General features: G+C 70.2%; 23 protein-coding genes and 1 pseudogene. 8 read left to right on the top strand and 16 right to left on the bottom strand.

Features of this window, described 5'->3' with window-relative positions:
• The first annotated feature begins 27 nt into the window (after window positions 1-27).
• Window positions 28-2,133 carry an ATP-binding protein gene (locus H976_RS28380; protein ID WP_196803915.1) on the top strand — a complete coding sequence of 702 codons (2,106 nt, stop codon included), beginning with the start codon at window positions 28-30 and terminating at the stop codon, window positions 2,131-2,133.
• On the opposite strand, the gene ggt is transcribed toward H976_RS28380, so the two are convergent.
• Window positions 2,061-3,908, bottom strand: a complete 1,848-nt coding sequence (gene ggt / locus H976_RS0101620) for a gamma-glutamyltransferase (RefSeq protein WP_027860101.1) — start codon at window positions 3,906-3,908, stop codon at window positions 2,061-2,063. The genes H976_RS28380 and ggt overlap by 73 nt on opposite strands.
• 107 nt (window positions 3,909-4,015) lie before the next feature.
• Between ggt and H976_RS0101615 the strand changes: the two genes are divergently transcribed.
• From H976_RS0101615 to H976_RS31060, 3 genes and pseudogenes are all read left to right on the top strand, one after another.
• A complete protein-coding gene (locus H976_RS0101615; protein WP_027860100.1) occupies window positions 4,016-4,243 on the top strand; it encodes a hypothetical protein in 228 nt (75 codons plus the stop codon).
• A 31-nt stretch (window positions 4,244-4,274) separates the two neighbouring features.
• Window positions 4,275-4,622, top strand: coding sequence for a hypothetical protein (locus tag H976_RS0101610; RefSeq protein ID WP_027860099.1), 348 nt, complete (start codon window positions 4,275-4,277; stop codon window positions 4,620-4,622).
• Between the two features lie 62 nt (window positions 4,623-4,684).
• Window positions 4,685-4,966: pseudogene (locus H976_RS31060) on the top strand (hypothetical protein); the annotation flags it as partial.
• 123 nt (window positions 4,967-5,089) lie between these two features.
• Here the strand turns inward: H976_RS31060 and H976_RS0101600 are convergent.
• From H976_RS0101600 to H976_RS24000, 5 genes are all read right to left on the bottom strand, one after another.
• A complete protein-coding gene (locus tag H976_RS0101600; RefSeq protein ID WP_027860097.1) occupies window positions 5,090-6,319 on the bottom strand; it encodes a molybdopterin-dependent oxidoreductase in 1,230 nt (409 codons plus the stop codon).
• A gap of 57 nt (window positions 6,320-6,376) precedes the next feature.
• Window positions 6,377-7,153 (bottom strand): SDR family NAD(P)-dependent oxidoreductase, encoded by a 777-nt coding sequence (locus H976_RS0101595; RefSeq protein WP_027860096.1) that lies wholly within the window; start codon window positions 7,151-7,153, stop codon window positions 6,377-6,379.
• A gap of 79 nt (window positions 7,154-7,232) precedes the next feature.
• A complete protein-coding gene (dapF, locus tag H976_RS0101590; RefSeq protein ID WP_027860095.1) occupies window positions 7,233-8,060 on the bottom strand; it encodes a diaminopimelate epimerase in 828 nt (275 codons plus the stop codon).
• Window positions 8,061-8,174: 114 nt separating this feature from the next.
• Window positions 8,175-8,810, bottom strand: coding sequence for an MSMEG_1061 family FMN-dependent PPOX-type flavoprotein (locus H976_RS0101585; RefSeq protein ID WP_027860094.1), 636 nt, complete (start codon window positions 8,808-8,810; stop codon window positions 8,175-8,177).
• Window positions 8,788-9,411, bottom strand: coding sequence for a winged helix-turn-helix domain-containing protein (locus H976_RS24000; protein WP_081682584.1), 624 nt, complete (start codon window positions 9,409-9,411; stop codon window positions 8,788-8,790). Before H976_RS24000 ends, H976_RS0101585 begins: the two co-directional genes overlap by 23 nt.
• A 65-nt stretch (window positions 9,412-9,476) precedes the next feature.
• On the opposite strand from H976_RS24000, the gene H976_RS0101575 reads away from it, so the two are divergent.
• Window positions 9,477-10,799: an MFS transporter gene (locus H976_RS0101575; protein WP_081682583.1), complete on the top strand. Its 1,323-nt coding sequence runs from the start codon at window positions 9,477-9,479 to the stop codon at window positions 10,797-10,799.
• Here the strand turns inward: H976_RS0101575 and miaA are convergent.
• A complete protein-coding gene (gene miaA, locus H976_RS0101570; RefSeq protein WP_027860092.1) occupies window positions 10,789-11,709 on the bottom strand; it encodes a tRNA (adenosine(37)-N6)-dimethylallyltransferase MiaA in 921 nt (306 codons plus the stop codon). The genes H976_RS0101575 and miaA overlap by 11 nt on opposite strands.
• Before the next feature lie 74 nt (window positions 11,710-11,783).
• Between miaA and H976_RS30975 the strand changes: the two genes are divergently transcribed.
• A complete protein-coding gene (locus tag H976_RS30975) occupies window positions 11,784-12,248 on the top strand; it encodes an antitoxin (protein WP_081682581.1) in 465 nt (154 codons plus the stop codon).
• Window positions 12,245-12,499 carry a hypothetical protein gene (locus H976_RS0101560; RefSeq protein WP_027860091.1) on the top strand — a complete coding sequence of 85 codons (255 nt, stop codon included), beginning with the start codon at window positions 12,245-12,247 and terminating at the stop codon, window positions 12,497-12,499. The genes H976_RS30975 and H976_RS0101560 overlap by 4 nt, the downstream gene beginning before the upstream one ends.
• Window positions 12,500-12,624: 125 nt before the next feature.
• On the opposite strand, the gene miaB is transcribed toward H976_RS0101560, so the two are convergent.
• The 5 genes from miaB to H976_RS0101535 form a co-directional block, all read right to left on the bottom strand.
• Complete coding sequence (gene miaB, locus H976_RS0101555) at window positions 12,625-14,118, bottom strand: tRNA (N6-isopentenyl adenosine(37)-C2)-methylthiotransferase MiaB (protein WP_027860090.1); 1,494 nt, start codon at window positions 14,116-14,118, stop codon at window positions 12,625-12,627.
• A gap of 26 nt (window positions 14,119-14,144) precedes the next feature.
• Window positions 14,145-14,720, bottom strand: a complete 576-nt coding sequence (locus H976_RS0101550) for a hypothetical protein (RefSeq protein WP_027860089.1) — start codon at window positions 14,718-14,720, stop codon at window positions 14,145-14,147.
• An 88-nt stretch (window positions 14,721-14,808) separates the two neighbouring features.
• Complete coding sequence (locus H976_RS0101545) at window positions 14,809-15,285, bottom strand: hotdog fold domain-containing protein (RefSeq protein ID WP_027860088.1); 477 nt, start codon at window positions 15,283-15,285, stop codon at window positions 14,809-14,811.
• A gap of 52 nt (window positions 15,286-15,337) precedes the next feature.
• Entirely contained in the window at window positions 15,338-16,159 is an 822-nt protein-coding gene (locus H976_RS0101540; protein WP_027860087.1) for a DUF72 domain-containing protein, read from the bottom strand.
• Window position 16,160: 1 nt separating this feature from the next.
• Window positions 16,161-16,835 carry a GNAT family N-acetyltransferase gene (locus H976_RS0101535; protein WP_051275947.1) on the bottom strand — a complete coding sequence of 225 codons (675 nt, stop codon included), beginning with the start codon at window positions 16,833-16,835 and terminating at the stop codon, window positions 16,161-16,163.
• 29 nt (window positions 16,836-16,864) lie between these two features.
• Between H976_RS0101535 and H976_RS0101530 the strand changes: the two genes are divergently transcribed.
• A complete protein-coding gene (locus tag H976_RS0101530) occupies window positions 16,865-17,350 on the top strand; it encodes a nuclear transport factor 2 family protein (RefSeq protein WP_196803914.1) in 486 nt (161 codons plus the stop codon).
• On the opposite strand, the gene H976_RS23990 is transcribed toward H976_RS0101530, so the two are convergent.
• The 4 genes from H976_RS23990 to recA all read right to left on the bottom strand — a co-directional run bounded on the left by H976_RS23990 (window position 17,347) and on the right by recA (window position 21,379).
• Window positions 17,347-18,021: a TetR family transcriptional regulator gene (locus tag H976_RS23990; RefSeq protein WP_051275945.1), complete on the bottom strand. Its 675-nt coding sequence runs from the start codon at window positions 18,019-18,021 to the stop codon at window positions 17,347-17,349. The two genes, H976_RS0101530 and H976_RS23990, sit on opposite strands and share 4 nt — an antisense overlap.
• The gene (locus H976_RS23985; protein ID WP_051275943.1) at window positions 17,969-19,552 is read right to left on the bottom strand and encodes an MFS transporter; all 1,584 of its coding nucleotides are present in this window, start codon (window positions 19,550-19,552) and stop codon (window positions 17,969-17,971) included. The genes H976_RS23990 and H976_RS23985 overlap by 53 nt, the downstream gene beginning before the upstream one ends.
• A 68-nt stretch (window positions 19,553-19,620) precedes the next feature.
• Window positions 19,621-20,163 carry a regulatory protein RecX gene (locus H976_RS0101515; protein ID WP_027860084.1) on the bottom strand — a complete coding sequence of 181 codons (543 nt, stop codon included), beginning with the start codon at window positions 20,161-20,163 and terminating at the stop codon, window positions 19,621-19,623.
• 127 nt (window positions 20,164-20,290) lie between these two features.
• Window positions 20,291-21,379 carry a recombinase RecA gene (recA, locus tag H976_RS23980; protein WP_051275941.1) on the bottom strand — a complete coding sequence of 363 codons (1,089 nt, stop codon included), beginning with the start codon at window positions 21,377-21,379 and terminating at the stop codon, window positions 20,291-20,293.
• Window positions 21,380-21,555: the final 176 nt, after the last annotated feature.

Raw genomic sequence — 21,555 nt, 5'->3', positions numbered from 1 at the left:
GTGCAGTTTGCTGGAGAGACTGGGGAGATGGCGTCCCTTCGCCCAGGAGCAACCCTGGCCCACCTAGCGCTGTACCTGGTCGCGGTGGACCTCGGGCGGCTGGTGGGCTCGCAGGCCGACGGTGTCTTCTTCTTCTGGCCCGCGGCCGGACTTGCCGCGCTCTGGCTGATGGACGCCCGCAGCCGGGAGCAGGTGTGGTTCAGCTCGGCGCTGCTGGTGGTCGGGACCACGGTGCTCGACGTCGCGCTGGGCGTGGACCCGCTCGCAGCGGTCCTGTACGGCATCGCGAACCTCACCGTCGGACTCACCGTGCGGGCCTTCAGCGCGCTCACCGAGGGGACGTCGTTCTGGGGCAGGCTGCCGCGACGGCTGGCCAAGACGCGCGACCTCATCGACGTCGGCATCGCGTGCGCCGTCGCGGGCGCGGTCAGCGCCGTACCCGGCATGGCGGCCGCACTCGTCAACAACGGCTCGGTGTCAGGCGAGGACCTCGTGGCCTGGGTGGTGCGCAACGCAGCCAGCACCTTCATCGTCGTCACCTCCGTGCTGGGGGTGCTCACCACGGTGTTCCGCGCCCACGCCCGCAACGGCTGGGCGGCGATCCTGACCCCCAAGCTCCGGCGCTACTGGGGCCTCGAGCTGGTCACGGTCAGCGTGCTCTCGATCGGCGCGGCTGTGGTGATGTTCCGCAACGCGGATGCGTTGCCGATCGCCTACGCGATGATCGTGGCCTCGATCTGGCTGGGCTACCGGTTCTCCCCCGTCGTCGGCGGTGTCTACACCTCGGTCTTCGCGACCATCGCGGTGCTCTACACCCAGGTCGGGTTGGGACCGTTCGGCGCGATCGAGGACCTGACTGCGCGGGCGATCACCGTGCAGGTCTACGCCTTCGTCACCTCGGTGGTGGTGATGCTGCTGTCGCTGGGCGGAGCCGAGCGTGCAGCGCTCTACGCCCGAGCGACGGCGTCCGAGGCTCGGGCCACGTCCCGCGCGGAGCTGCTCGACGCGGTGATGAACGTGATGACCGACGGCCTCATCGTCCTCGAGGGGTCCGGCGAGGTGATGATGCGGAACCCCGCGGCCGAGGCGATGATGGGGCCGCGTCGTACGACGGGCCAGGACGCACCGGACGACTACGGGATCTTCCACCTCGACGGCACCTCGATCGAGCGCGACGACCTCCCCCACACCCGTGCCCTGGCCGGTGAGCTGGTTGCCGCGGAGGACATCCTGCGCATCGACCCGAGTACCGGCCAGCAGGCGGTCCTCTCCGTCGGCGCCCTGCCGTTGCCTCGTCCACAGGCGGACGGCGGGACCATGGCGGTCGTCGTCATCCACGACGTCACCCAGGAGCGCACGCACCGCCGCGAGCTGCAGGCCTTCGCCGGCACGGTCGCCCACGACCTCAAGGCCCCGCTGACCGGGGTCGGCAGCTGGGCGGAGATCCTCGCTGACCAGCTCGACGAGCTCGGGGTCAATGTGACGGCTCCGCGATCGAGCCTGCGTCGCATCGAGACCGCGGCCGCCCGCATGGAGCAGCTGATCGCCGATCTGCTGGCCTACTCGCAGGCCCAGAGCGCGACCCTCTCCCCGGTCTCGCTGTCCCTCACCGGCATGGTCGAGCAGGTCGCCCGCGAGCAACGAGAGGTGTACGCCGACGTGCGGCCGGTCATCGAGCACGGGCCGCTGGGCCAGGTGATCGCCGACCGCACGCTGCTCGGGCAGCTGCTCTCGAACGTCATCGGCAACGCGGTGAAGTACGTCGCTCCGGGTACGACGCCGCACGTGCTCATCGGTAGTGAGCTGGTGGGCGACATGCTGGAGGTCCGGGTGGCCGACGACGGCATCGGCATCCCACGTGGCGAGCGCGGCCGCATCTTCGACAGCTTCTACCGTGCCTCGAGCTCGGGCGGCTACCCCGGCACCGGCCTCGGCCTGGCCATCTGCGCCCGCGCCGTCGAGCGGCACGGAGGCCGCATCTCTGCGCGCGAGGGGCTCGACGGACGCGGCACCACCCTGGTGTTCACGCTGCCGGCCGACCCCAGGCCCGAGCCTGAAGATCAGCGCCCCGGCGACACCACCAGCGCCGAGCCGCCGCCGCGGCGGGTCGGCTCCGCGACCGCCGTCAGGTAGCCGCGCGGACCGAGCTCGATCGCCGTCGCCGCACCGATCTCGGCCGCCGTCGTGCCCGGATCACCGGCTGGCACGAAGGTGTGTCCGTAGGCCTTCAGCTGGTCGCCGTACTCGTCGATGAACGCCTGTTCTGCGGTGACGTCGGCGGTGTTGCGCTGCGAGGCACGCGGTGCCGCGATGGCCTGCTCGATGCTCATGTTGCGGTCGTAGCGGTTGAACAGCATCTGCAGCACGGTCGTGATGATCGTCGAGCCCCCGGGCGACCCGAGGGCCAGCACCGGCTTGCCGTTGCGCAGCACGATGGTCGGCGAGATCGACGAGCGCGGCCGCTTGCCGGGGTCGATCCGGTTGGGGTCGGCCTTGTCGTAGACCGCAGTGAAGTCGGTCAGCTCGTTGTTGAGCAGGAAGCCGCGGCCGGGCACCACGATCCCCGAGCCACCGGTCTGCTCGATGGTGAGCGTGTACTCGACGATGTTGCCCCACTTGTCGGCCACGGTCAGGTTGGTCGTGTTGACGTTCTCGGTGTCGGGCTTGGCGTTGGGGCGAGCCGTCGCTCCACCGCACTTCCCGTCGTAGTGGTGGACGTTTCCGGGGTCCACCGGCTTGGTGAGCGCCTTCGTCGGGTTGATCTGGCAGGCGCGTTCGGCGGCGTACCTGTCGGAGAGCAGGGCCTGCTGCGGGACGTGGACGTACGCCGGGTCACCGACGTACGCGCCGCGGTCGGCGAAGGCCAGGGCGCTCGCCTCGAGGTAGTGGTGCAGCGCGTCGGTGTCGGACATGCCGCGCAGGCGGAAGCGCTCGAGGATGTTCAGTGCCTCGCCGACCGTCGTGCCGCCGGAGGACGACGGCGCCATCCCGTAGACGTCGAGGCCGCGGTAGCCGACATGGGTGGGGGCTTGCTGCTTGACCCGGTAGCGCGCGAGGTCCCGGGCGTGCAGGTATCCGGGCGGGATCGGCAGGTCGGGGTGGGCCCGCTTCGGCGGGTGCTGTGCGGTGCGCGCGATCTGCCTGGCGAGCGGACCGTCGTAGAAGGCCCGGATGCCGCGCTTGGCGATCAGGCGGTAGGTGGCCGCCAGGTCGGGGTTGCGCAGGATCGACCCGACGGCGGGTGGCTTGCCACCGGGCAGGTACAGCTTGCTGGTCGCCGGGAAGTTCGCGAACCGGCGCTGGTTCTCGCTCGTCTGGAGGTTGAACGTCTTGTCGACCTCGAAGCCCCGGTCGGCCAGCCGGGTCGCCGGCCGCAGCGCCTGGCCGATGCTGGTGGTGCCCCAGCGCTTCAGTGCCGTGTTCCAGGTCGCCAGCGATCCCGGCGTACCGACGGAGACGCCGCTGGTGACCAGCTCGGGAGTGAAGTTGTAGGGCTTGCCGGTCTTGGGGTCGATGAAGGCGTCGTGCGGCATCGTCCTCGGGGCCGTCTCGCGGCCGTCGATGGTGCCGACCTTGCCGGTGCGGGCGTCGTAGTGCACGAAGTAGCCGCCGCCCCCGATCCCGGAGCTGTAGGGCTCGGTGACGCCGAGTGCAGCCGCGGTCGCGACGGCCGCGTCGACGGCGTTGCCACCGCGCTCGAGCACCTGGAGACCGATCCTGGAGGCCTCCGGGTCGACCGAGCTCACCGCACCGCCGTACCCCTTGCTGGTGGGTGTCTTGAGGTCGTACGGCGCCGGCGCCGGGGAGGCGCTGCTCCCCTGGGCCGGTGACGTGGTGGCGGCGAGCCCAGCGAAGCCGGTGAGCAGAGCAGCTCCGGTGGCGATGAACCGGCGACGGACGTGCGACATGAGTGGCCTCCCGAGACGTTGACCTTGCCAACATTCAAGACACGCAGCGGTCCCGCACGCAAACGCGAGGTGTTTGTCGGCGGCCCGCGTCGGGTACGCCGCAGGACATGAGCGACGCCGAGAAGCCGACCCCGCCCGGAAGCCCGATGCGGGACGACCAGCCCAGCGGTGACCGTCCCGGAGGCCACGACGACGACGCCTCGGCCCACCCCGCGAGCGGCGGGCACACCATCCCGATCGACGAGGAGCAGCCCGATCCGGGTGCGGAGCCGGGCGAGGGCCACGACCTCCAGGAGGAGAACGCCGGGACCTCGGAGGACCAGCCGTCCCAATGAGCCTCGGCGCCAACGAGCGGAAGGACACGACATGAGCGACCCGGCCGACGAGACCGGCACCGTGACCCCTGACCACGCGGGGGCGGACACGACCCGTGACTCGGGGCAGACTCCTCCGACCGAGATCGAGGAGTCGGACCCCAACGCCGACAGCGCCGACGGGTTGGCCGGCGGGATGGGCGTGAGCAGCGAGCGTCCCGGGCCCGTGCGCGGAGTCGACGAGGAGGTCACCTACGGGACGGCGCCGACGCATCCCCCCGACGAGAAGGTGGGCGATCCCCCACCCGAGCAGTCGGCGTACGACGGGGAGCCCGAGGTGCATCCCGACAACGACCTACCGGCCCATCCGCGCAACCCGGAGGGCAACCCGGGTCACTAGGGCGGCTGACCGCGTCCTCCCCGGCCTTTGCGCGAACGGAGTCCGAGGCGCAGGCTGCGAGCATGCCTCTCTCCGCGGACGACCTCGCCGTACGCTCCGACGACTTCGACCAGGTCGTGCTGTCGCGCGACGCCGCACTGGCCGTCGACGTCCTGGCCGAGCACTTCGCACTCGTGCTGGTCCACCCGGCGCCGGCCGTCGTGCCCCGCTCCGCCTGGATCGAGATGCTGCCGGACTACGTGGTGCACGCGTGGGAGGTCGAGGAGCAGAAGCTCGAGGTCCGCGACGACCTCGGCGTCGTGCTGCAGCGGATCCGGATGGAAGCCACCGTGCTCGGCGAAGACCGCAGCGGGCCCTTCGTCGTCTCCGACCTCTGGATCCCGGTCGACGACGGGTGGCGGGTCTGGCGCCGCCACTCCACTCCGCTCAGCGCGGGACGGATGCCCGGCAGCGACGGCAGAGCAGCCTCAGACGATGACGACCGGGTGGCGCACGACGGCGTCGAAGAAGTAGCCACCGTCGTTGAACCGCGCCACGTCCGGTTGGGTGCGGCCGCGGACGTCGGTGGCGCGGGCGAGCAGGGCGTGATCGCCAGCCGTGGCCCCCGGCCAGCGGTAGGACCACCGAGCCCATCCGTCGCGGTGGTCCTCGAGGCGCACGCGGTGCCAGGTGTCGCCGTCGACGCTCACCTCCACGTGCTTGATCCGGCCCGCGCCACTCCAGGAACGACCGTGGAGCACGCGCCCGCCGCGCCTGGACAGGCTCTCGCCCTCGACCAGCTCCCAGGCGCTCCGGACCGGGTTCGTGGTCAGCGGCGGACTGTCGGCGGGCCAGTCGCCGCCGGTCATCCGGTACCACTTGGTGTTCCACGGCGAGGTCAACGGACTGCGTGAGACCTCGAGCGAGCCCAGCCACTTGATGCTGGCGATACCGACCCAGCCCGGCACGACGAGACGCAGCGGGAAGCCGTGGTCGGGCAGCAACCGGCGTCCGTTGGCCGCCCACGCCAGCAGGACGTCGTCGAGTGCCTTCCCCACCGGGATGGGCCGGCGCACCGGTCCGTAGTCGGTGCCCTTGTCGACGTACGACGGGTCGAGGCCGGTCGCCATCACGTCCACGGCGTCCGGTGCGATGCCGAGTCGACGCAGCACCTCCCGCAGCCGGACTCCTTCCCAGGTGACCGTGCCGACGGCACCGAGCTTCCACTGCGTGCCTGCGGCGGGCGTCCCCTGCTGGGTGCCGTAGAAGCTGCGGCCGTTGCCGGTGCACTCGTGCACGGTGGTGATCCTCGTGTGCGGCAGACGCTTGAGGCCGGCCAGGCTCAGGCTGACCGCCTCGTCCCGGGAACGCTCCTGCCTCAGGCCGTCACCGAAGACCTCGAGCCGGTAGCTGTGCGGGTCGATGCGCGGTGTGCTGGTGTCGTTGCGGACGAACAACCGCGGCTGCGGGGTCAGGAAGCGATCGTGGTCGACCGAGTCCCAGCGCATCTCCGCGTTGCTGCCGTAGACGACGAAGTCCTTCTCCGGCAGCGGTTTGAGGATGGGCCCGTCGGGTGGAGTCTCTGCCGATGCCGCGCCGGGGCGCGTCGCCGCAGCACCCGCGCCGACCGCGGCCAGTCCGAGGACCGTGCGGCGGCTCAGGGCCGCGGCGGAGGAAGTGTTGTCAGCGGTGTGTGCGGTGGCCGAGTTCGTCCCCATGCCGCCACATTACTCTAGTAAGTCACTCAACATAGTGAGCGGCTTGCCGTCATCTTCCTACTTGGGAGGCATCCGGATCCCGCCGTCGACCCGGATGGTCTCGGCGTTCATGTAGGAGTTGGTCAGGCACTCGATGACCATGCTGGCCAGCTCGTCGGGTACGCCGAGCCGCTTGGGGAACAGCACGCTCTCGCCCAGCTTGGCCTTGAACTGCTCGGACTGCTCGCCCTCGCCGTAGATCGGGGTGTCGATCAGGCCGGGGGCGACGGTGTTGAGGCGGATGCCGACCGCGGCGAGGTCGCGGGCGACCGGCAGGGTCATGCCGACCACACCACCCTTCGACGCGGAGTACGCCGCCTGGCCGATCTGCCCGTCGAAGGCGGCCACGCTGGCCAGGTTGACGATGGCACCGCGCTCGCCGGACTCGGTCGGCTCGTTGCGCGACATCGCCGTACCCACCAGGCGGACGCAGTCGAAGGTGCCGATCAGGTTGATCGCGACCACCTTGGAGAAGGCCTCGAGGTCGGCGGCCGAGTCGTAGGAGCCATCCCGACCGACGGTGCGCTGAGCCCAGCCGATGCCCGCGGAGTTGACCAGGGCGCGGATCGGACCGAGCTCCTCCGCCTGCTCGATGGCGGCCTTGATCTGCTCGGTCCTGGTCACGTCGACCGGTGCGAAGACGCCACCGATCTCTCCGGCCAGCTCCTCGCCCTTCTCGGAGTTCAGGTCGGCGACGACCACCTTCGCGTCCTTGGCGGCGAGCTGACGGGCGACTGCTGCTCCGATGCCGGAGGCGCCGCCGGTGACGATTGCACTGGCTCCGTTGATGTCCATGCCGGGAGCCTACGACCCTGCTTGCGTCATACGAATGGGGGCCTCGAGGCCACGAAACGTATGACGCAAGGTCGGTTCACTAGAGGGCGGTGACCCCTTCGGCGGTCAGCACAGCCGGGCCGGTCATCAGGATCCGGTCGTCCTCGGTCCAGACGATCTGCAGGGTGCCGCCGGGCAGGTCGACGGTGTACGGCGTACCGCGGTCGGCATCGTCGGCGACCGCCGCCGCCACCATCACCGCGCAGGCACCGGTGCCGCAGGACCGGGTCTCGCCCGAGCCGCGCTCGTGCACCCGCATGGCGACGTGGTGGTCGCCGCGGCGTACGACGAACTCGACGTTGACGCCGTCGGGATAGGTCGCCTCGTCGTGACCCGGCACCTCACGCAACTCGCCGGCCTCGGCCAGGTCGTCGACGAACGTGACCGCGTGCGGGTTGCCCATGCTGACGTTGGTGGCCCTGAGCTCGCGATCTCCGACACGCACAACCGTGTCGCCGAGCACCTGAGGCGTACCCATGTCGACGGTGACGGTGTCGGCGTCGAAGGTGAGCGTCTTGACGCCGGCGCGGGTGGCGATGGGCAACGGGTTGCGGGGATCCACGTCGGCGTGGGTGACCAGGAAGTGGCCGAGCACCCGGATGCCGTTGCCGCACATCTCGCTGAGCGAGCCGTCGCTGTTGCGGTAGTCCATGAACCAGGTCGCCTCACCCCGCGCGGCCACCGCCGCCGGGTCCTCGGTCGCGTCGGTACGCACCACCCGGATCACGCCGTCGCCGCCGATCCCGGCCCGGCGGTCGCACAGCCGGGCCACCTGCTCGGGCGTCAGCTCGTGCTTGCCGTTGGCGTCCGGGACCAGCACGAAGTCGTTCTCGGTGCCGTGGCCCTTGACGAAGGAGTACTCGCTCACGCGGGGAATCCTGTCACGGGGATGGTTTCCCCGGGCGCCCGGGGAAACTGCCACCGGCGGGCGGATACTTCGGCCCATCGCCTCCAGTTTTGCCCGCCAGCCCCGTCCGTTTCGTCACGCCGGCGGGGCGTACAGCTTCTCGGCGTACGACGGTCCGTAGTACTCGTCGAGCTCGTCGATCGTGGCCTCCGGGCGCTCCAGGCGCTGCGCCAGCACCGCGCGCCGTGCCACGACGGCCTCGGGGTCCCAGGTCTCCGGCTCCCACAGCTGCGCGCGCAGGAACGCCTTGGCGCAGTGGTGGAACACCGCTTCGATCGAGACCACCAGCGCGATCTGCGGCCGGTGGCCCTTGACCTCCAGGGCGTCGAAGAAGTCGGCGTCGGAGACCAGCCGGGCGCGGCCGTTGATCCGGAGGGTGTCGCCGCGGCCCGGGATCACGAAGATGAGGCCGACGTGAGGGTTCTCCAGGATGTTGCGGTAGCCGTCGGCCCGCCTGTTGCCCGGTCGCTCGGCGATCGCGATGGTGTGCTCGTCGATGACGTGCACCAGCCGGCCGGCCGGGTCGCCCTTCGGCGAGGCGTCGCAGCTGCCGTCGGCGGCGGAGGTCGCCAGCACGCAGAACGGCGCCGAGGACAGCCAGGCCACGTCGAGGTCGGTCAGGGTCGGCCGCTCCTTGTCGCGCACCCGCGGGACAGGCTCGCCGAGCAGGTCGGTCAGCGCAGCGACGTCAGTGATCTCGGTCCACGTCATGCGCCGACGGTACGCCGGACGGGTCGGGATGCAGACCGAGATACAGGCTCCACGGCTCGCCCTCCGGATCGCTCGGCATCGTCGCGATCTCGTCGAGCACGGTCTGCAGCCGGTCCTGCACCCGGCGGCGGTCCTCGGCGGTGAGCCGGAAACCCAACCGGGCACTGTCCAGCTGCCCGGGCCCGAGTCCCTTGATCTCCTCGAGGAACGTCTCGAGCAGCAGGTCGCGACCACCCTCGGGCCAGTCGAGGCCGGTGGACACGTAGAACGACTTGCCCGAGGCCAGGTAGGGCCGTTCGCGTGAGCCCCGAGCACCACGGCGGGTCGGTTGCTCGATCAGGAAGCCGGTGTCCACCAGCGTCCGGACGTGGTGGAGCACCGAGGCAGGGTTGAGGCCCAGGACCTCGGCGATCTCCTTGTTGGTCCGTGGCTCGTGCAGCGTCGCCCGCAGGATCCTCAGCCGAAGGGTGGAGGCGAGGGCCTTGGCCTCGGCCTCGTCGGCGTCGCGGCGAGCCCACACCTGGCGGGTCGAACCGACCGGGAGCGGGCCGTACGGCGCTGCCTCCAGCGGGGCCTCATCGCGGGCGACTGCGCTGTCCATAGCGACACGGTAGCCGCTTTCGCTAACCGATTGATAATTCCCAATCAGTGGGTCAGGATGCTGGCATGACCGTCGAACCTCCGGCCGCCTCGGGCGCCGACACCGGGGCGCCGCCCGCTGAGCCGGAGCCGGCCACCAGGCTTCGTGGCGGCCTGCTGCGCCACCACGACTTCCGCCAGCTGTTCCTCGCCGACTCGCTGAGCCAGTTCGGCACCCAGCTGTCCATGCTCGCCCTGCCGGTGCTGGCCGTGAGGGTATTGGACGCCACACCATTCCAGATGGGACTGCTCGGGACGTGTGAGTTCCTCGCGTTCCTCGTCATCGGGCTGCCCGCCGGCGCCTGGGTCGACCGGTGGCGCAAGCAGCGTGTGCTGGTGTTCAACGACCTCGTGCGCGGCCTCGCGCTCGCGACCCTCCCCCTCGCCTGGGCCCTCGACGCCCTCACCTTCGGACAGATGCTGCTGGTCGCCCTGGTCGTGGGCTGCTGCACGGTCTTCTTCGACGTCGCCTACCAGAGCTACCTCCCCGACATCGTGGAACCGGACGACATCGGCGAGGGCAACGCCAAGCTGCAGGCGGTGCAGTCGGTCGCCATGATCGGCGGCCCGGCCGCCGGCGGTGGCCTGATCAAGCTGATCGGCTCGCCCCTGACGGTGGGGCTCGATGCCCTGACCTTCGTCTGGTCGGCGTTCTGGGTACGCCGGATCCAGCACGTCGACACCCCTCCTCGCCGTGAGGACCGGCGACCGCTCGCCGTCGAGATTCGCGAGGGCCTCTCGTTCGTGCTCAGGAACCCGCTGCTCTGGCGCATCACCGCGTGCACCGGCACCGCGAACTTCTTCTCCTCGATGACCGGCGCGATGCTGGTGATCTTCGCGCTGAACAACCTGCATCTGGACCCCGGGCACCTCGGCCTGGCCATGGGCATCGGCGCCGCAGGCGGCCTGCTCGGGGCACTCACCACGCCGCGCGTGAACAACCTCGTCGGTGAGGGCAGGACCATCCCGTTGGCCTCGCTCGGCTGGATCCCCGCCCAGGCGCTGATGCCGCTCGCCGGAACCGTGATCCCGCCGATGGTGGCCCTCACGTTGTCCAGCTTCGTGGTCACCTTCGTCGTCGTGGTCTACAACGTGACCCAGGTGAGCTTCCGGCAGCGCCTGTGCCCGAGGCCCCTTCTCGGCCGGATGAACGCGTCGATCCGGTTCATCGTCTGGGGCACCATGCCGATCGGCGCCTTCATCGGCGGTGTGGTCGGCGAGGCGGTGGGCGCTCGCAACGTGTTCTGGATCGGCGTGGTCGGCGCGGCCATCTCCGCGATTCCCGTGGTGTTCTCGCCACTCATCCGCATGCGTGACCTCCCCAAGGAGCTCGACCGGCTCAGCGCCTGACCGCCTCCAGGGCCCGCTCGACGCGCTGCGGATCGTCGTGGCGCACCCAGGTGATGCGCAGGTCCTTGCGGAACCAGCTGTCCTGACGCCGGGCAAAGCGACGAGTCCCGGCGACCGTCTTCTCGCGTGCCTCCTCCTCGGTCAGCTTGCCGTCGAGGAAGGCCAGCACCTGCTGGTAGCCCAGTGCCCGGTTCGCCGTACGCCCCTCCCGCAGACCGTGCTCGGCGAGGCGTCGTACCTCCTCCACGAAGCCGTCGGCCCACATCGCCTCGACCCGCTGCTCGATACGGCGGTCGAGCGTCTCCCGGTCGATGTCGACGCCGATCTGGACCGCGCCGGCGTAGTGGTAGCGCTGCTCGGGCAGGGATGCATTGAACGGCCGGCCGGTGAGCTCGATGACCTCGAGGGCGCGTACGACGCGGCGGCCGTTGCTGGGCAGCACCTGGGCCCCCGCCGCCGGGTCGAGCTCGCTTAGTCGGGCGTGCATCGCCGCGGACCCGATCTCGGCGAGCTCCGTCTCGAGTCGGGCGCGGACCTCGGGGTCGGTACCGGGGAACTCGAACTCGTCCAGCACGGCACGGGTGTAGAGCGCAGAACCGCCCACCAGCACAGGGGAAACTCCCCTGCTGCGACAGTCGTCGATGATCTCCCGAGCCCACCCCTGGAACTCCGCGACGGTGGCCGGCTCGGTCACCTCGAGGACGTCGAGCAGGTGATGGCGAATGCCTCGGCGTTCGTGGACCGGCAGCTTCGCCGTACCGATGTCCATGCCGCGGTAGACCTGCATCGAGTCGGTATTCACGACCTCCCCGCCGAGCCGATCGGCGAGGTCGAGCGCGAGGTCGCTTTTCCCCGCGGCCGTCGCGCCCACCACGGCTACGACGGGGAGGGGGCTCGAGGCGCTGGACACGGTCGCTAGTTTGGCAAAGACGCCGTCGGGTACGGCGCTCGGAGCACGTAGGTCGACGACGAGGAGAGGCAGACGTGGGATTCCTGGACGACGCGAAGAAGAAGCTCGAGGACGCCGTGGACAAGCACGGCGACAAGATCGGCGAGGGCCTGGACAAGGCCGGCAGCTTCATCGACAAGAAGACCGACGGCAAGTACGGCGACAAGATCTCCACCGGAGTCGGCAAGGCCAAGGAAGCGCTCGACGGGCTCGACGGCCGCAAGGACGACATCGCCGCACCACGACCGGACGCGAGCACGCCACACCCGGACCCCGACACCGACCCCTCCCACCCGACCGGGCCCACCGGACCGTCGGACCCCACTGAGCCGACCGAGCCCACCGAGCCGACGGCCCCGACCGGGCCGATGGGTGGAGGGTCCGAGGGCGACCCGGACCCGGTGCCGACCGATCCCTCGCCCCTGCCTCCCGAGCCCGGCGCCGACCCGGCCGAGGACGCTGGTCCGGGCGCGAGGCCGGCCGCGGGAGCCCCGGCGTGAGCGACCAGTCGACCAGCAGCCAGAACCCGGGCGAGAAGCCCGAACCGCAGATGGACGCGCCGCCCGACCCGGGCCCCGGTGGTCCTGCGGACTGGATCGACCCGGACGAGGACGACGTCCGCCTGGCCACCCCGGACCAGCCGCGCTCGGCGCAGGTCGAGGACGACCACGTGCCCGACGAGATCGAGGACGCCGAGGACCTCGACGAGGACGACAAGGATCTCGAGCCGGGCGACGAACCGCCGGCCTGAGGTCGGCCGCCCACCTCACCACTCCCCGAACATGCGAATGTCACGAGTGGGACAGCAGAGCACTCCTCGGAGCGCTCCAGTCACATTCGCATGTTCGAGGGCCGGGGACGGATCCCTGAGTCGAGCTAGCGCGAGCAGCCGTCCTGGGCGGGCAGCGGGGCGGGGACGCCCACGGTCGGCAGGCCGAGGGTGACACCGACCGGAGCAGGCGCCGTGCGGGCCTCCCAGGCGTCTCCGGAGCGGGTACGACGGACCGACTGCACGGGTCCGTCGGCGACGAGGTGGTGCGGTGCGCCGTACGAGACGACCACCTCGACCACGTCGCCCGGGCGTACGTCGACGGGCGAGCCGTCCTCGGTGACCGGCGTGAAGTGCACCAGCCGGTTGTCCCGGGCGCGACCGGAGAGGCGGTGGGTGGCCGCGTCCTTGCGACCCTCGCCCTCGGCGACCAGCAGCTCGACGGTGCGACCTTCGAGCGCGCGGTTCTCCTCCCAGGCGATCTGGTTCACGGCCTCGACCAGGCGCTCGTAGCGCTCCTGCATCACGGCCTTCGGCACCTGCTCCTCGAGCGTGGCCGCAGGGGTGCCGGGACGCTTGGAGTACTGGAAGGTGAACGCACCGGAGAAGCGCGCGGCACGGACCACGTCGAGGGTGGCCGCGAAGTCCTCCTCGGTCTCGCCCGGGAAGCCGACGATGATGTCGGTGGTGATGGCGGCCTCGGGCATGGCGGCGCGGACCCGGTCGATGATGCCGAGGTACCTCGACTGGCGGTAGGAGCGTCGCATGGCCCGCAGCACCCGGTCGGAGCCGGACTGCAACGGCATGTGCAGCGACGGCATCACGTTGGGGGTCTCGGCCATCGCCTCGATGACGTCGTCAGTGAACTCGGCCGGGTGGGGCGAGGTGAACCGCACCCGCTCGAGGCCCTCGACGTCACCGCACGCGCGCAGCAGCTTGGAAAACGCCTGCCGGTCGCCGAACTCGACGCCGTAGGCGTTCACGTTCTGGCCGAGCAGGGTCACCTCGCTGACGCCCTCGGCCACCAGCGCCTCGATCTCGGCCAGGATCTCCCCCGGCCGGCGGTCCTTCTCCTTGCCGCGCAGCGCCGGGACGATGCAGAACGTGCAGGTGTTGTTGCAGCCGACCGAGACCGACACCCAGGCGGCGTACGCCGACTCGCGCTTGGTGGGCAGCGTGGAGGGAAAGACCTCGAGCGACTCGAGGATCTCGACCTGCGCCTCCTCCTGCACCCGGGCGCGCTCGAGCAGCACCGGCAGTGAACCGATGTTGTGCGTGCCGAAGACGACGTCGACCCACGGCGCCTTCTGGGTGATCGTGGAGCGGTCCTTCTGGGCCAGGCAGCCGCCGACGGCGATCTGCATCCCCGGCTTGCTGGCCTTGATCGGCGCGAGGTGGCCGAGGTTGCCGTAGAGCTTGTTGTCGGCGTTCTCCCTGACTGCGCAGGTGTTGAACACCACCACGTCGGCGTCATCGCCGTCGGGCGCGGCGACGTAGCCCGCGTCCTCGAGCAGCCCGGTCAGGCGCTCGGAGTCGTGGACGTTCATCTGGCACCCGTAGGTGCGGACCTCGTAGGTGCGTCCTGAAGCAGATCCGGTCATGGCCGCAACAGCCTACGTGGGGTCGGCTACGGCCGCGGGTCGCCCTCCGCGATGTCCTCGATGCTGTCGTCGAGCTCCTCGGGGTCGATCGGCCCCGCGCCGTGCTCGGAGTCGCGAGTCGTCGCCTTGGGCTCGTTGTGGAACGGCTCGCCCGACTCACCGTTGGCGGGAGTGTCGTCGGCCTCGATCACGATCGGCTCCGGCAGGTCCTCCGGCGACGGCGGCTCGAAGTGGGCGAGATCGGGGCCGGGGATGTTGTCGCGCGGGTCGGCGACGGTCTCCGCCGTCTCGGTCTCCGGTGCCTCTGTCTCGGGGGCCTCTGTCCCGGGGGCTTCGGCCTTCCGCACCTCGGTCTCGGGGACCTCGACGTCCCGCTCGAGCGGCTCGGCGGGTGCCGCCGCCGGCGGCGTCTCGGAGTGCGGGGTCGGCGAGGTGCCGGTGATCGTGCTCCGGACGAGGCCGATGCCGGCACCGGCGGCGCCCTTGACGAGCCCGGCGGCCAGGGCGGTGCTGCCGATGGGGTGCTTGGCCACCGAGACTGCGGTCGAGACCGCTTCCTGGGCCAGTGTCCCTACGGTTCCCACGGTCTTCCGGACGCTCATCGTCGATCCTTTCCTCGGCTGTGGCGGACACGGTTCCAGTGCCCGGACGCCACCTTCGCAAACACCGGTGGACACCCGGCGAACGGTCTCAGGACGTGGCTGCCTTCTTGGGTGTCACCCAGAGCCGGATGACCCCCTCGATCACGACGGTGCCGTCGCCGCGGACGCCCCGCACGCGCACCGGCAGGTCGGGGTCGTCCCCGGCCCACTGCTCAGGGTCGGTCTCGGCGATGCAGGTGATGTCGCTGGTGGCCTTGGCGGTGTAGCTGACCTCCATCCCCTTGGGGATCCACCGCTTGTCCCGCGGGATGGACGCCTCGGCCAGCACGCCCATGGCTGCCTCCAGCCCGTTGCACAACGCGATCGCGTGCACGGTGCCGATGTGGTTCTTCACCCCGCGTCGCTTCGGGATGACGACCTCGGCGTGGTTGGGCTCGATCACCGTGAAGCGGGGCCGGATGGTCCAGAAGTACGGCGCCACCTGGGAGAACGCGAAGGAGAACAGGCGGTCCCCGACCAGCGGGATGGCGTGGGTCTTCTGGTACAGATCGACGACTCGGCTCATGGGCCGAACATTACTCGTCAGTAGGGTCACCCGATCCTGGGTGTGGGGAGCCTCACGCGCGTCCGTCCAGGCGCTCGATCAGCCGCATCGCGTCGTACGGCGCGTAGCCCTTCATGTCGTTGTCGAAGTAGACGAAGGAGTCCCGTCCATCCGCGGTCCAGCCGGTCAACTGCTCGGCCCACCGGTCGAGGGCCTCGTCGGTGTAGCCACTGGCGTAGAGCTCCTGGTCGCCGTGCAGGCGCGCGTAGACGATCGGGCCGACCGCCTGCTCGAACCGCGGCCACTTCCCAGCCGAGTCGGCCACCACCAGCGCCAGGTCGCACTTCTCCAGATGCCGGACAGCCTCGTCGGAGGCGAAGCTCAGGTGCCGGGGCTCCAGGGCGTGGTGGATCGGCCGCTCCGCCACCTCGCCGGACCACAGCCGGTCCCCGGAGAGCCGGTCGTCGTGGCGCGTCGCCAGCTGGGCGGCCTCGGTCGTGGTGCGCGGGAGCAGCTCGCAGAACCGGGTCAGCACGTCCTCGTCGTAGGCGAAGGTCGCCGGCAGCTGCCAGAGGATCGGACCGAGCTTCTCCCCCAGCGCGAGCACACCCTGGGCGAAGAAGTTGGCCAGCGGCTGCTCGACGTCCTGGAGCCGCTTCATGTGGGTGATGAAGCGGCCGCCCTTGACCGCGAACACGAAGTCGTCAGGCACCTCGGCCCGCCACTTCTCCCAGCTCGACGGTCGCTGCAGGGAGTAGAAGGAGCCGTTGACCTCGATCGAGGAGAGCTGGGAGGCGGCGTACTCCAGCTCGCGCCGCTGGGGCAGGCCCTTGGGGTAGAAGTCACCGCGCCACGGCGGGTAGCGCCATCCAGAGATGCCGATGTGGTGGGTCACCTCAGGCCAGTACCCGACGGACGTCGATGCTGCACCCCACGACCGTGTCGACGCGGCCGTCGCCCTGTGGCTCGTCGAACCACATCCCCTCGGTGGCGCCGAGCTTGGCGAGCACGCGCAGCGACCTGGTGTTGCGGTGGTCGGGGGCGGCGAACAGCTCCGTCGCGCCGTCGTACGCCGGGACGACGAAGTCACGCAGGAACACCCACAACAGGCTGGTGCCGAGACCACGATCGACGTGCGCCGCCTCGCCGATCACGTAGTCGAAGCCGATCGCGTCGGGCCGGCCGCACAGCAGGGCGAACTCCGGATGGTCGGAGATCCGGTAGTCCTGGCAGAACCCCACCGACCGGCCGTTGACCTCCCAGACCCAGTAGCGGACCCGGTCCTCCCCACGGATGCCGGGTCCGTAGTAGTCGGCGATCTGCGCGACCGAACGGTTCTCGTCCCACCAGGTGGCGACGTGCGGCGCGTTGATCCATCGCTCGAGGGCGCCGAAGTCACCCTCGGTCATCGGACGCAGCGCGAAGGTGTGCTCCTCGTCTACCTGGAAGCGCAGCGGGTCCGAGGACAGGTCCACGGCCAGCACCGGTCCGCGTCCGCCGGCCAGCCGGTCGGCCGCACGGGCCCACGACTCGTCCTCACGGACCTCGGCGCGGGTGAACTCGATGAGCACAGGGCCCAGTGTGCTGGTTGGATGCTCGCGTGCACACCACGGCAGAGATCGAGCAGGCCTTCCGCGACTACCAGGCAGCGGTCCAGCGCATCGCGGACACCGGCGACTGGCCGCGCTTCGCCGACCTGTTCACCGAGGACGCGACCTACGAGGAGCACGCGTTCGGCAGCTTCACCGGACGCGAGGCGATCCGCTCGTGGGTGGTGAGGACGATGACGTCGTTCCCCGGAAACACCATGACCAGCTTCCCGATCGCCTGGCACGTCGTGGACGAGCCGACGAGTCGGGTCATCTGCGAGGTCCGCAACCTGATGCCCGACCCGGGCGACGGATCCCAGCACGAGGCCAGCAACCTGACCATCCTCACCTACCGCGGCGCCGGGCTCTGGTCGCGCGAGGAGGACGTCTACAACCCGATGCGGTTCGCCCGCATGTCGGCGGAGTGGGCGGAGGTGGCCCGCCGGCACGGTCGGCTGAGCGAGGAGGGGCAGGCCTTCCTGGCGCAGTTCCGCTAGGCCTTGCGCGGCGGCGGGAACGTCAGCATCGGCTCGATGCGGTCGAGTCGGCCGAGCACGTAGTCCCGGAGGTCCTGGGTGTTCCTGGGCTGGTGGCCATGTTGATTGCTGGGCCCGTCCTCGCCGAGGCTGCCGGACATCAGCCCGCCGGAGAGCATCCCGCCGATCAGCGCTCCGGCGAAGGTGGCGGCGTCCTCGTCGTCGGGAGGAAGCCCGAGTCGCTCGGCGATCACCTCGCTCATCATCGCGATGGGGCGGAGCAGCTCGGCCATCAGCCCGCGCCGCAGCTCCGGGACCTGCTGGATCAGCTCGTTGCGAAGGCCCTCCAGCTCGAGGTCCTCGTCGGGGACCTCGGTGGTCAGCGCCTCGATCGCGTGGCGGAGGGCGTCGATCGGACCCAGCTCGGCGGGGGCGGCGCGGAACAGCTCGATCGTCCGGGTGTCGATGAACTCGGAGAGCACCACTTCTTCCTTTGTCGGGAAGTAGCGGAAGAAGGTGCTCGGCGAGACCTCCGCCGCTGCAGCGATCTGTTCGACCGAGGTCTCGGCGTACCCCTGCTCGCTGAACAGCCGCAACGCCTCACGCTGGATGGTCGCCTTGGTGCGCGCCTTCTTGCGCTCACGCAGGCCGGGCAGTGGAGGCATCGGCTCGGTCGACGGCTTCTTCGGCACGTCCCGATTCTGCGCCATCGAGCGACGGGTCCGCCTCAGGCTCGACCGGACGTACGACGGGCATCAGTCGCCACGCCACGATCGCACCGACAAGCGCGATGCCGGCAGAGGTCCAGAGTGCGGCGTCCATGCCCTGCACGAAGGCGCTCGCGACCGAGTGCGCCAGCGCGCCGGAACCGCTCTGGTGCGCCACCTCCAGCCCGGCCTGGGCCGACTCGCGCACGACTCCGGCCGTGTGGACGGGCAGACCCTGGGTGTCGACCGCCGCCCGGTACTCGTGGTTGAGCAGGGCGCCGAGCACCGCGATCCCGAGCACGCTGCCGACCTGGCGCAGGGTCTGCACCAGTGCCGAACCACTGGCCGCCCGCGCCCGGGGCAGCGTGAACAAGGCGGTGTTCTGGGCAGCGAACAACGACATCCCGAACCCCAGGCCCACCACCGTGGACCACATGCCCGTGCGGCCGAAACCGTCGGAGACCCCGGTGGTCGCTCCGCACACCAGGCCCGCCGCCATCAGCACGAACCCGGCGGCAGCCAGCGACCTCATGGAGAACCGGGTCCCGAGAGCGTTGGCCAGGCGCATTGCCACGAGCATCCCGGCCACGAGCGGCAGCGAGCGCAGACCGGTGCCGAGGGCGTCGGCACCCAGGACGGCGCGGTAGTACTGCGGCAGGGTGAACATCACTCCGAAGAAGGCCAGGCTGGCGATCGCCGCCGCCACCGCGCCGTAGCGGAAGCCGCGATCGGCCCAGACGGCGAAGTCGAAGACGGGTACGACGCCGCGCAGTCGGCGTTCCCAGACCAGGAAAGCCGCGAGCACGAGCAGGCCGCCGATGGTTCCGATCAGCACGACAGGGTCGCTCCACCCTCGCGCCGGCGCCTCGATCACGCCGTAGGTGAGTCCCAGCAGACCGGCTCCCGCAGCCACGGCCCCGACGACGTCGATCCGCTCTCCCTGGCCGGTGACCTCGTCGCGCGGCATGAACCGCGTGACGGCGAGGATCGCGAGCGCGATGACGGGCACGTTGATCGCGAAGACCGAGCCCCACCAGAAGTTCTGCAGCAGCAACCCGCCCACGATCGGCCCCAGCGGCAGGCCGATCATCGTGGACAGGCTCAGCACCAGGATGGCGCGGGAGCGCTCGGCCGGCTCGAACAGGACCACCACCGCCGACATCGCCAACGGAATCAGCACCGCGGCCCCCAGGCCGAGCACGGCCCGGGCAGCGATCAGGCTTCCCGGGCTGTCGGCGACGGCACACCACAGCGAGCCGAGCCCGAAGACGGCGAGTGCGGCGAGGGTGAGGTTCTTGCGGCCGAAGCGGTCCCCCAGCATCCCCGCCGGTAGCAGCACGGCCGCCATCACCAGCAGGTAGGCGTCAGCGAACCACTGCAGCTGGGCGGTGGAGGCGTGCAGGTCGACGGCGATGTCGGGCAACGCCACGTTGAGCACCGTCATGTCGAGCCCGACGACGAACAGGCTCATCGCCGTGGCACCCATCGCCCACCAGCGAGCGTTGTCCTTGGTCATGGTCAAACCTCAAGTCAGTGTTAAAAGCACGTGACTTGATATTAGGAGTGACTTTCACTTTTAGCAAGCTAGTCCCCGAACTCGATGTCATCGTCCGCCTGGTCCAGGTCGAGCTCCTCCTTGACCACGCGGAAGGCGACACCGGCGGAGTGGCCCTTGCGGGCGAGCATGCCGACGAGGCGGCGGACCGCCTTGTCGTGATCGAGTCCCCGCGCCGTGCGGAGCTTGGCCCGCACCAGCGCGCGAGCCGCCTCGACCTCGTCGTCGGCGTCGATCTCGTCGAGGGCTTCGCGAGCCGTCTCGTCGTCGATCCCCTTGCGGCGGAGCTCCTGTGCCAGGGCTCGCTTCGCCAGGCCCTTGCCGGACTGGCGCTGCTCGACCCACTCGCGCGCGAACGCCGCGTCGTCGACCAGCCCGACCTCCTCGAACCGGTCGAGGAGCCGGGTGGCGATCTCGTCGGGCACGTCTCGAGAGCTCAGCTTGGTGGCCAGCTCGGAGCGCGTGCGGGCCCGGCCGGTGAGCTGGTTGAGCAGGATCGTGCGGGCCACCGACTCGGGATCGGCGTCGGGGCCGGCATCGAGGGTCGGGTCGGGGTCACGTGATCCGCGCATGGCACCTCCCTACGGTCGCGGTTGGCGTGCGGGGTGGTCTCGACTGATCGCTCGCTGGCGCTCGCTGCTCGACCACCTGGTTCAGCGCGTTGGCGCACCTCACCCCGTTGGTCGAGCCCAGCCCTGGTCAGAAGTCGATGCCGTCGGGGTCGATGTCGGGGGCGTCGGCGGTGAAGCCGCTGCCCTCGTCGCCGGCTGCGGCCGGGGTGTCGACCGAGGGACCGATGCCGAGCTTCTCGAGGATCTTCTTCTCGATCTCGTTGGCCAGGTCGGGGTTGTCGCGGAGGAAGGTGCGGGCGTTCTCCTTGCCCTGGCCGAGCTGGTCGCCCTCGTAGGTGTACCAAGCGCCTGCCTTGCGGACGAGGCCCGCCTCGACGCCGACATCGATCAGCCCACCCTCGCGGCTGATGCCCTGGCCGTACATGATGTCGAACTCGGCCTGCTTGAACGGCGGCGCGACCTTGTTCTTGACGACCTTGACGCGGGTGCGGTTGCCGACCATCTCGGTGCCGTCCTTGAGCGTCTCGATGCGACGCACGTCGAGGCGGACCGAGGAGTAGAACTTCAGCGCCCGACCACCGGTGGTGGTCTCGGGCGAGCCGAACATCACGCCGATCTTCTCGCGCAGCTGGTTGATGAAGATCGCGGTCGTGTTGGCGCCGTTGAGGGCACCGGTCATCTTGCGCAACGCCTGGCTCATCAGACGGGCCTGGAGGCCGACGTGGCTGTCGCCCATCTCGCCCTCGATCTCCGCGCGCGGCACCAGGGCCGCGACCGAGTCGATGACGATCAGGTCGAGCGCGCCGGAGCGGATCAGCATGTCGGCGATCTCGAGCGCCTGCTCACCGGAGTCGGGCTGGGAGACGAGCAGGGCGTCGGTGTCGACGCCGAGACGCTGGGCGTACTCCGGGTCGAGGGCGTGCTCGGCGTCGATGAAGGCCACGATGCCGCCGGCCGCCTGCGCGTTGGCCACCGCGTGCAGGGCGACCGTGGTCTTGCCGGAGGACTCCGGGCCGTAGATCTCGACCACCCGGCCACGCGGCAGGCCACCGAGGCCGAGCGCGATGTCGAGGGAGATCGCCCCGGTGGGGATGACCTCGAGGGGCGCCCGCGTCTCGTCGCCGAGGCGCATGACCGAGCCCTTGCCGAACTGCTTCTCGATGTTGGCGAGCGCTACGTCGAGCGCCTTGTCCCGGTTGTTCTCGGCTCCAGCCATGTCACCCTCACGTGTGTCGTGCGTCCCGCGATCGGAGCGCCTGTTGTCTGACCTCGTCTGTCCTGCCAGACGTTAGGAGCCCCCACCGACAACCGCGATCTCGTGCTGCGGAGCTGTGGAAAAGCCGGTGTCGACCCCTGCCTGTGGACACGACGGTAGTACGAACAGGTGTTCGA

This window comes from Marmoricola sp. URHB0036, from assembly GCF_000426045.1.
Classification (GTDB): Bacteria; Actinomycetota; Actinomycetes; order Propionibacteriales; family Nocardioidaceae; genus Marmoricola.
Note: the sequence above shows the minus strand (reverse complement) of the source record. Positions and strands in the feature narration are given on the sequence as shown.